9 protein-coding genes are annotated in these 8,966 nt (G+C 68.6%); 3 read left to right on the forward strand and 6 right to left on the reverse strand.

The annotated features are described in order from the left end of the window. The 4 genes from AC1DOC_RS08590 to AC1DOC_RS08605 all read right to left on the reverse strand — a co-directional run. Positions 1-870, reverse strand: an 870-nt coding sequence (locus AC1DOC_RS08590; RefSeq protein ID WP_478129666.1) for a substrate-binding domain-containing protein, incomplete at its 3' end; no start/stop codon positions are given. Between the two features lie 28 nt (positions 871-898). Next, positions 899-1,990 (reverse strand): ABC transporter permease, encoded by a 1,092-nt coding sequence (locus AC1DOC_RS08595; RefSeq protein WP_012748442.1) that lies wholly within the window; start codon positions 1,988-1,990, stop codon positions 899-901. Next, complete coding sequence (locus tag AC1DOC_RS08600) at positions 1,987-3,504, reverse strand: sugar ABC transporter ATP-binding protein (protein WP_478081356.1); 1,518 nt, start codon at positions 3,502-3,504, stop codon at positions 1,987-1,989. Before AC1DOC_RS08600 ends, AC1DOC_RS08595 begins: the two co-directional genes overlap by 4 nt. Further along, positions 3,501-4,433, reverse strand: a complete 933-nt coding sequence (locus AC1DOC_RS08605) for an SMP-30/gluconolactonase/LRE family protein (protein WP_478081355.1) — start codon at positions 4,431-4,433, stop codon at positions 3,501-3,503. Before AC1DOC_RS08605 ends, AC1DOC_RS08600 begins: the two co-directional genes overlap by 4 nt. 231 nt (positions 4,434-4,664) lie before the next feature. Between AC1DOC_RS08605 and AC1DOC_RS08610 the strand changes: the two genes are divergently transcribed. Then, positions 4,665-5,675 carry a LacI family DNA-binding transcriptional regulator gene (locus AC1DOC_RS08610; protein WP_478129667.1) on the forward strand — a complete coding sequence of 337 codons (1,011 nt, stop codon included), beginning with the start codon at positions 4,665-4,667 and terminating at the stop codon, positions 5,673-5,675. An 18-nt stretch (positions 5,676-5,693) separates the two neighbouring features. Here AC1DOC_RS08610 and AC1DOC_RS08615 read toward each other — a convergent pair whose 3' ends face one another. Both AC1DOC_RS08615 and AC1DOC_RS08620 read right to left on the reverse strand, forming a co-directional pair. Beyond that, a complete protein-coding gene (locus AC1DOC_RS08615) occupies positions 5,694-6,764 on the reverse strand; it encodes an L-idonate 5-dehydrogenase (RefSeq protein ID WP_478080222.1) in 1,071 nt (356 codons plus the stop codon). A 12-nt stretch (positions 6,765-6,776) separates the two neighbouring features. Then, a complete protein-coding gene (locus AC1DOC_RS08620) occupies positions 6,777-7,730 on the reverse strand; it encodes a 2-hydroxyacid dehydrogenase (protein WP_018905573.1) in 954 nt (317 codons plus the stop codon). 167 nt (positions 7,731-7,897) lie between these two features. Here AC1DOC_RS08620 and AC1DOC_RS08625 point away from each other — a divergent pair, with 167 nt between their 5' ends. After that, positions 7,898-8,659: an SDR family oxidoreductase gene (locus tag AC1DOC_RS08625; RefSeq protein WP_412511307.1), complete on the forward strand. Its 762-nt coding sequence runs from the start codon at positions 7,898-7,900 to the stop codon at positions 8,657-8,659. A 2-nt stretch (positions 8,660-8,661) separates the two neighbouring features. Continuing rightward, positions 8,662-8,966 (forward strand): NAD(P)-binding domain-containing protein (locus AC1DOC_RS08630; protein ID WP_478129668.1); only part of this gene is annotated, 305 nt, incomplete at its 3' end.

Genomic DNA, 8,966 nt, shown 5'->3' on the forward strand with positions numbered 1-8,966 from the left:
GCCGTCACCGGCCGACACTGCCTTGGGCGATCCGTCGCCCTTCTTGCCCGCCGCGGTGAGCGAGGGGCCCATGAAGTCGAAGTACAGGTCGTTGATGGCCAGCGAGTGCGTCCACTTGTCGCCGAAGCGCTGCAGCAGCGAGGTGGTGAGCTGCGGCATGCGGGTCGAGCTTTCGGAGATCGGGCTGTCCTCGAAGCTCAGCACGGTGCAGCCGCCGCACTTCTTGATGACCGCCTCCATCGCGCGCGCCTTGTAGAGCGCAATCGCGTACTGCGAATCGGTGAAGATCACCACGCCCGCCTTGCCGCCCGAATCGGCCACCACCCACGAGGCGGCGACGTCGGCCACGTCGTCCGTCACGGTGGTCACGTTGGCGAAGAGGCCCGCCTTGTCGTTCGGGCCCGGCTGCTCGCCCGAATGCCAGCCGACCAGCGGAATGCCCGACTTGGCCGCGCCCGAGAACGCCGCCTTCTGCTCGGTGGTGTCGAAGCCGCCGACCACGATGCCCGCGGGCTTCACGGCCAGCGCCTGGTTGAGTGCCGCGGTGCGCCCGCTGACCGTGCCCTGGCCGTCGATGACGCGCACCGTCCAGCCGATGGCGCGCGCCGCTTCCTCCACGCCCTTGCTCACGCCCACGATGCCGCCGTTCTTCATGTCGCCTGCGACGAAGACGATGGTCTTGCCCGCGGCGGCCTTGGGTCCGGTGGTGGGGCCGTCCCACTTCTCCTTGGTCATGGTGGCGATCTCGACCTTCTTCTTCGCGGCATCCAGGAAGTCGTCGGCCATCGCCTTGGGCGCCAGCGCGGCGGCGCACAGCGCCAGCACGGCGGCGGCGACGGTGCGCGCGGGAACCACACTCTTCTTCTTCATGCTTGTCTCCAGTCGTTGCGGTGAACCGTCACTTCGACGGCGTTGAGGGAACCGGTTGTTGCGCATGGTCGAGCTGGCGCTCGGCGATGCGCCGCTTGATCGAGCGGTTGCGCCGCTGCTGCGCCCAGCCCGCGATGCCGATGGACACCAGCAGCGTGAGTCCGTTGAAGAGCGGCTCGACATAGAAGGCACCGCCGAACTGCTGGATGCCCGAGATGCCGATCGCCAGGATCGCCACGCCCACCAGCGTGCCCCACACGTTCACCCGGCCGGGCCGGATGGTGGTGGAGCCGAGGAAGGCGCCGACCAGCGCAGGCAGCAAAAACTCCAGCCCCACGCTGGCCTGGCCGATCTGCAGGCGCGAGGCGAGCAGCACGCCCGCAAAGCCCGAGAGCAGGCCCGAGGCGACGAAGGCGCCCATCACATGCTTGCGCACCGCGATGCCGTTGAGCTGCGCCGCCTTCGGGTTGGCGCCGATCACGTACAGCGCGCGCCCCAGCGGCGTGAACTCGGTAACGACCCAGAGCGTGACGCTCACCGCGAGCACGTAGAACGCGCCGACGGGCAGGCCCAGCAGGCTCCCGCCCGCGATGCCGACGAAGCCATCGGGCAGGTCGCCCACCACCTGGCGTCCGCCGCTGTGCCACATCGCGACCGCATAGATCACGGTGCCGGTGCCCAGCGTGGCAATGAAGGAGTCGATCTGCGCGAGCTCGACCAGGAGGCCGTTGAGCACGCCGAAGAGCGCCGCACACAGCAACACGATGAGCACCGCGGCCGGCCACGGCAAGCCGAACTGCGTCTGCAGGCTGATCGCGAGGATGTGCCACAGCACGATGCCGTAGCCCACGGTGAGGTCGATCTTGCCGGTGATCATCGGGATGGTCGCGGCGAGCGCCAGCAGCGCGATCACCGACTTGTCGGCCAGGATCGCGCGCAGGTTGAACAGCGTTGGAAAGGTGTCGGGCAGCAGCAGCGAGAACAGCAGGGCGAGGCCCGCCATCAGCGCCACGAGGCCATAGACCGGCATTGCGCGGCCGATGCGCTGCGCGAAGGAAACGGCCTCGCCGTCGAGCGACTTGTCGGGCTCCAGGGCGGTGGATTTGATCGAACTGCTCATGCGGAAATTTCCTCGTGCGCCACGGCGGCGCCTGCTGCCAATGCCAAAAGTCTTTCCACCGTGATTGCCTCGCCCGTCAGTTCGGCGGCGATCAGCCCGTCGCGGAAGACGAGCACGCGGGTGCACACGGTCGCGATTTCCTCGAAGTCGGTGGAGACCACCACCAGCGCAGTGCCGGCCTCCGCGCGCTCGCGCAGCACGCCGTAGATCTGCCGCTTGGCGCCGACGTCGACGCCGGCCGTGGGCTCCTCGAGCACCACCAGCGGCTTGTCCAGATGGAACCAGCGCGCCAGCACCACCTTCTGCTGGTTKCCGCCCGAAAGCTGCTGCACCTCGGCCGACGGCGCGGGCGGGTTGATGTCGAAGCGGCGGATCAATGCGAGCGCGCTGTCGTTCTCGCGACGCGGACGGTCGAAGGCCAGGCCGCGATCGCCATGCAGCGCGGCGTTGGGGAACAGGTTCTCCAGCACCGTCATCGAGCCGGCGAGGTTTTCTTCGAGCCGCTCCCCGGCGACATAGGCCACGCCCGCGCGAATGGCATCGGCGGGGCAGGTGAAATCGCATTCAGCGCCGAGCAGCTGCATCCGCCCCGCGGACAGCGGCTCACGCCCGAAGATCGCGCGGCTGATGGCCTCGTGCCCTGCGCCGCGCAGGCCGACGAGGCCCAGCACTTCGCCGCGGTGCACAGAGAGGCTCAGCGGGCCGGCATTGCCGCTGGCCGCGCCATCCAGTTGCAGCACCGGCACGCTTGCTGCCGGAACGCTCGCCTTGGGCACCGAGGCCGAGAGTGCCTTGCCGACGATCAGGCCGACCAGCTCGCCTTCGTTGGTGTGCGCCGTGGTCTTCACCGCCACCAGCTTGCCGTCGCGCATCACGGCTGCGCGGTCGGAGATGGCCATCACTTCGTCGAGCCGGTGCGACACGTAGAGCATCGCCATGCCCTGCCGGCGCAGTTCGCGCAGCACGCCGAACATGCGCTCGACGTCGCTCATCGGCAGGCTGGCCGAGGGCTCGTCGAGCACCAGCAGGCGGGCCTTGACTTCGAGCGCACGGCCGATGGCGAGCAACGATTTCTCGGACCGCGTGAGCGAGAACACGCGGCGGCCGGGATCGATGTCGCAGCCCACGCGCGCCATCACGCGGCGTGCGGTCTCGTTCGCGGCGGACCAGTCGATGAGGCCGAAGCGGCGCGGGTAGCCGGTGCCCAGGCCGACGTTCTCGGCCACGGTCATCCATTCGACAAGGCCCAGGTCCTGGTGAATGAAGGCGACGGGTTGCTCGCGGCGGTCGGCGCGCCGCCAGGCGGCTTGCGGCTGGCCGTCGAAAAGAATCTCGCCCTGGTCCGCGGGATGGATGCCCGCGAGCAGCTTGATGAGCGTGGATTTGCCCGCGCCGTTCTCGCCGAGCAGCGCGAGGATTTCGCCGGCGCGCACATCGAGCGTCACGTGGTCCACGGCCTGCGTGCCGCCGAAGCGTTTGCAGAGGGACTGGAATTGCAGGAGGGGCGCGTTCATGGGCAGGTCGCTCCGCGCGTGTGGAGGCGGATGCGATAGAGCGAAGTGGAGGCGCACACGTAGAGCGCGTTGCCGTCGCTGCCGCCGCTGCCGCCGAACGTGAGGTTGCCCACCTTTTCCGGCACGGCGATGCGCGCCATGCGCGTGCCGTCGGGGTGGTAGACCTGCACGCTGTCGGCGCTGCTCGTGTAGAGGAACCCGTTCACGTCGATGCGAAAGCCATCGGAAAGCCCCGGGTTCACCACGGCGAACACGCGCGGGTTGGCGAGGTCCTGTCCGCCGATCACGTCGAAGGCGACGATGTGGTGGTGGCCCGAGCCGTCGGTGCGCAATGCGGCCGAGGTGTCGCTCACATAAAGGATGCTTTCGTCGGGCGAGAAGGCCAGGCCGTTCGGCTCTTCGATGAAGTCGCTCACCGCACGCAGCGCACCGGTGGCGGGGTCGAAGCGAAAGACATGGTTGCGGCCCAGTTCGCTCTCGGCCTTGTGGCCTTCATGGTCCGAGACGATGCCGTAGGGCGGATCGGTGAACCAGATGCTGCCGTCGCGCTTCACGACCACGTCGTTCGGAGAGTTGAGGCGCCGGCCCTGGTAACGGTCGACCACGACCTCGTCGGCCAGCGGCACGAAGCCCGGGCCGAAGCGGGTGCGCACGATGGCACGCCGGCCGTGCGAGCAATGGAGCAGGGCGCCATCGGCCTCGCGCGTGTGGCCGTTGGTGAACTCCACGCCTTCGCGCCACACGCTCATGCCGGTGTCGGCGTGCCAGCGCAGCATGCGGTTGTTGGGAATGTCGCTCCAGAGCACCGCGCCGTCTTCGTGCATCCACACCGGGCCTTCGCTCCATGCCGCCCCGGTGCACAGGCGTTCGAGCGGCGGGGCGCCATGGACCACGGATGCGAAACGGGCGTCGAAGACTTCGATGGTCATGGCCGAAGTCTGGCATCGAGTGTGATACCGGTAACCTAGGCTTTTCCCGAACAGGAGTGCGGTCTGGCGTCACTCTAGAATTTCCACCATGCCGGACATCGGAAGATCCGATCCGGATGCGAAATTTTCGTTATCGGTATCCATCGAATCCCTCGCATATCCTCAAGCCCATTCCAGAGAGAGCACTTGCCCCCGACCAAAGCCCCCGCCCCCCCGTCCCGCCCGGCAACAATGGCCGACGTGGCCGCGCGCGTCGGCGTCTCGAAGATGACGGTGTCGCGCGCGCTGAACCGCAGCGCGGGCAGCGACCGCGCGACCTCCGAGGCGCTGCGCCAGCGCATCCTGCAGGCCTGCGAGGAGATGGGCTATGTGATCGACCAGACCGCGCGCACCTTCTCGAGCAAGCGCTCGGGCTTCATCGCGGTGCTGATCCCGTCGCTCAACAACTCCAATTTTTCCGAAACCGCGCAGGGCATCACCGCGGCCGTCGAAGCGCGCGGCCTGCAGGTGCTGCTGGGCTATACCGACTACCGCGTGGAGAACGAGGAGCGCCTGCTGCGCGCCATGCTCGCGCGCCGGCCCGAAGGCGTGATCCTCACCGGCGGCTCGCACACCCCCGCCGCGCGCGCCATGCTGCAAGCGGCGGGCGTGCCGGTGGTCGAGACCTGGGACCTGCCCGCCACGCCCATCGAGCACACGGTCGGCTTCTCCAATGCGGAGGCGGCCGGCGCGATGGTGCGGCACCTGCACGGCCAGGGCTACCGGCGCATCGCCTTCATCGGCGGCACCTCGAACCGCGACACGCGCGGGGCCGACCGGCAGCGCGGCTACGCGCAGGCGATCCGCGAACTCGGCCTGCCCGACGGCCGCGTGATCAGCTTCGGCCAGCCGCCGATCTCGATGGCGCAGGGCGGCGAAGCGGTGGCGCAATTGATTCGCCAGTGGCCCGACGTGGACGCGGTGCTCTGCGTGTCCGACCTGTCGGCGTTCGGCGCCTTGATGGAATGCCAGCGCCGCGGCTGGGAGGTGCCGGGCCGCATCGCGATCGCAGGCTTCGGCGACTTCGAGGTGGCCCGTGCCTCGCACCCGCGCATCACGACCGTGGCGGTGGATTGCGTGGGCCTGGGCAAGGCGGCCGGCGAGCTGCTGCTGCGCGTGATGGACGGTGCCGTCGACGRCCATCGCCCACCGCCGGAGACGGTGCTGATCCCGTTCCAGATCACCCAGCGCGAGAGTTCCTGAGCCCGCTCCCGCGCAGGCTCAGGCGGTTGCGGCTTCCCCGGCGTCCGCAAAATCGATCAGCACCTTCATCGCCTGCTTCCGGTCGCTCGCCAGCTCGAAAGCCTCGCGCGCCTGCAGCATCGGAAAGGTGTGCGACACCACCGGCGACAGGTCGACCCGCCCTTCGTTGATGAGCCGCACCGCCAGCGCGAATTCCGCATGGAAGCGGAACGAGCCGCAAATGCTGAGCTCCTTGGCCACCACCATGTTCTGCGGAATGCTCACGTCGCCGCCCAGGCCCAGCTGCACCACCACGCCGCGCGGGCGCATCACCTCGAGCCCGTCGCGCAGGGCACGCTCGTTGCCCGAGCATTCGAGCATCACGTCGAAAGTGCCCTTGTCGGCCGAATAGCGCGACACCCAGGCCTTGTCCTGCGCGACGTTGATGGCGTGATCGGCGCCGATGGCGCGTGCAATCGCGAGCGGTTCGTCGACCACGTCGGTGGCCACGATCTCGGCCGCGCCGTGCACGCGCGCCGCTGCAATGGCCAGCACGCCGATGGGCCCGCAGCCCGACACCAGCACGCGCTTGCCCAGCAGCGGCCCTGCGCGCGAGACGCCATGCAGCCCGACCGAGAACGGCTCGGCCAGCGCCGCCAGCCGCAGCGGCACGTGGTCCGCCACCTTCACGCATTGCGTGTCCTCGCACAGCAGCATGTTGCGGAATGCGCCCTGCACGTGCGGCATGCGCATGGCGCTGCCGTAGAAGCGCATCTCCAGGCACTGGTTGGGCAGGCCTTCGAGACAGAACTTGCAGGCGCCGCAGGGGCGGCTCGGATTGATGGCCACCTTGTCGCCGATGCGCACGCTGTCGACGCCGGGCGCCGTCGCCACCACGGTGCCGGCCACCTCGTGGCCCAGCACCATCGGCTCCTTGATGCGCACCGTGCCGAAGCCGCCGTTGTGGAAGTAGTGCAGGTCGGAGCCGCAGATGCCGCCCATGCCGACCTTCACCAGCACCTGGCCCGGGCCGATCTCGCCCGCGTCCTGTTCCTCCAGCCGCAGGTCGTCGGGGGCATGGATCACGAGGCACATACAACGCATACGCATGGAATTTCTCCTTCAGGCCACGGGGGTAATGAGAGGCAGGCCGCCGAAGTGCGCCTGCAGGTTGCGGCGCACCAGCTCGCCCATGGCGCGGCGCGTCTGCTCGGTGCCGCTGCCATGGTGCGGATGCAGCACCACATTGTCGAGCGCCGCAAAGCGCGGGTCGATGCGCGGCTCGTTCTGGAACACGTCGAGCGCCGCGCCTGCGATGCTGCGCTGCTCGAGCGCCTGCAGCAGCGCGCCCTCGTCGACCGTGGTGCCGCGCGACACGTTCACGAACCAGCCATTGGGCCCCAGCGCCTGCAGCACTTCCGCGTTGACGATGCCCCGCGTGGCCTCGCCGCCGGGCAGGATGACGATGAGCACGTCGCACCATTCGGCCATGGCCGCGAGGCTGCCGAAGTGGCGGTGCGGGCTGTCCTCGCGCGCCGTGCGGCTGAAGTAGCCCAGCTCCATCTCGAAGCCCGAAAGCCGCCGCGCGATGGTGCTGCCGATGCGGCCGAAGCCGGCGATGCCGATGCGCTGGCCGAAGACGCGCGTGGTCAGCGGCATGCCGCCGTTGGCCCAGGCGCCGCTGCGCACGAAGGCATCGCCCGCGGGAATGCGCCGCTGCAATGCCAGCGTGAGCCCGACAGCGAGGTCGGCCACGTCGCCGTTGAGCACGTCGGGCGTGTTGGTCACGCGGATGCCGCGGGCGCGGCAGGCCGCAAGGTCGATGCCGTCGGTGCCCACGCCGTAGCAGGCGATCAGTTCGAGAGCGGGCAGGGCGGCGATGAGTTCGGCGTTCGCGCCCAGTTCGCCGCGCGTGGCGACCGCGCGGATGTTCGGCGCATGTTCGGCGATGAAGGCCTGCCGGTCGGGTGCCTCCCACAGGCGGTGCAGCGTGTACTGCGACCGCAGGGGTGCCATGTCCCATTCGGGGTAGGTGCCGGGCATCAGCACGTGCGGGGATGGGGTGGCAGCGGTCAAACGGTTCTCCTGCGGTAAATCGCAAATATGATATCGGTAACTCTAGAGGCCGCAAGGGAGAGATGGAATACAGGTTTCACCCATTGACGACAATTCAAGATACCGGTAACTTGAAAGGACTGTCACACACCCATCCCGCATCCGCTTTCCTCCCCAAGGAGCTTTTCTTGAAATTGTTCGACCTGTCCGGGCGCATCGCCCTCATCACCGGCTCCAGCAAGGGCATCGGCTTCGCGCTGGCGGCGGCGCTCGGTGCGGCCGGCGCTCGCGTCGTGCTCAATGCGCGCGATGCCGCTTCGCTCACCGCGGCCCGCGATGCGCTGCGCACCCAGGGCGTGGCAGCCGAGGCCGTGTCCTTCGACGTCACCGACGCCGCTGCCGTGGAAGCCGGCGTGGCCCGCATCGAAGCGGAGATCGGCCCGATCGAGATCCTCGTCAACAACGCCGGCATGCAGCATCGCGGTCCCTTCGCGGAGTTTCCGATCGATGCCTGGCACAAGATCACCACCACCAACATCGACAGCGTGTTCCTCGTCGGCCGCTTCGTGGCGCAGCGCATGATCGAGCGCAAGCGCGGCAAGATCATCAACGTCTGCTCGGTGCAGAGCGAACTGGGGCGGCCCAACATCGCGCCCTACGCCGCCACCAAGGGCGCGGTGAAGATGCTCACCAAGGGCATGGCGATCGATCTCGGCAAGCACGGCATCCAGGTCAACGGCCTCGGCCCCGGCTACTTCAAGACCGAACTCACCGAGGCGCTGGTGAACGACGAAGCCTTCACCGCATGGCTCTCGGGCCGCACGCCGGCCGGACGATGGGGCGATGTGCAGGAGCTGGGCGGCGCGGCCATCTTCCTGGCCTCGGATGCCTCGAGCTTCGTCAATGGCCACATCCTCTACGTCGACGGCGGCATCACCGCCAGCCTCTGACCATGACATTCAACCGCCAGCGCATCGCCGTGATCGGCGTGGGCATCATGGGCTCGGCGATTGCGCGCCGATTGCTCGAATGCGGGCACGCAGTGAGCGTGTTCGATCCCGACAAGGCCAAGGTCCAGGCGCTGCAGGCGCAGGGCGCCCACGCCGCTCCCACTGCGGCCGACGCGGCGGCCGCGAGCGACTTCGTGATCACGAGCCTCAACGCGGCCGCCGTGGTCGAGCGCGCACTGTTCGGCGAAAACGGCGTGGCCGATGCGCCGGCGGACGCGCAGCGGCTGGTGATCGACATGTCCTCCAT

The sequence above is a fragment of the Variovorax sp. 01T439_2 genome (assembly GCF_056398445.1).

Bases quoted from the DNA above. Each gene is read 5' to 3' on its own strand.
- AC1DOC_RS08595 (WP_012748442.1), bottom strand. From the start codon at position 1,990: ATGAGCAGTTCGATCAAATCCACCGCCCTGGAGCCCGACAAGTCGCTC.
- AC1DOC_RS08605 (WP_478081355.1), bottom strand. From the start codon at position 4,433: ATGACCATCGAAGTCTTCGACGCCCGTTTCGCATCCGTGGTCCATGGC.
- AC1DOC_RS08615 (WP_478080222.1), bottom strand. From the start codon at position 6,764: ATGCGTATGCGTTGTATGTGCCTCGTGATCCATGCCCCCGACGACCTG.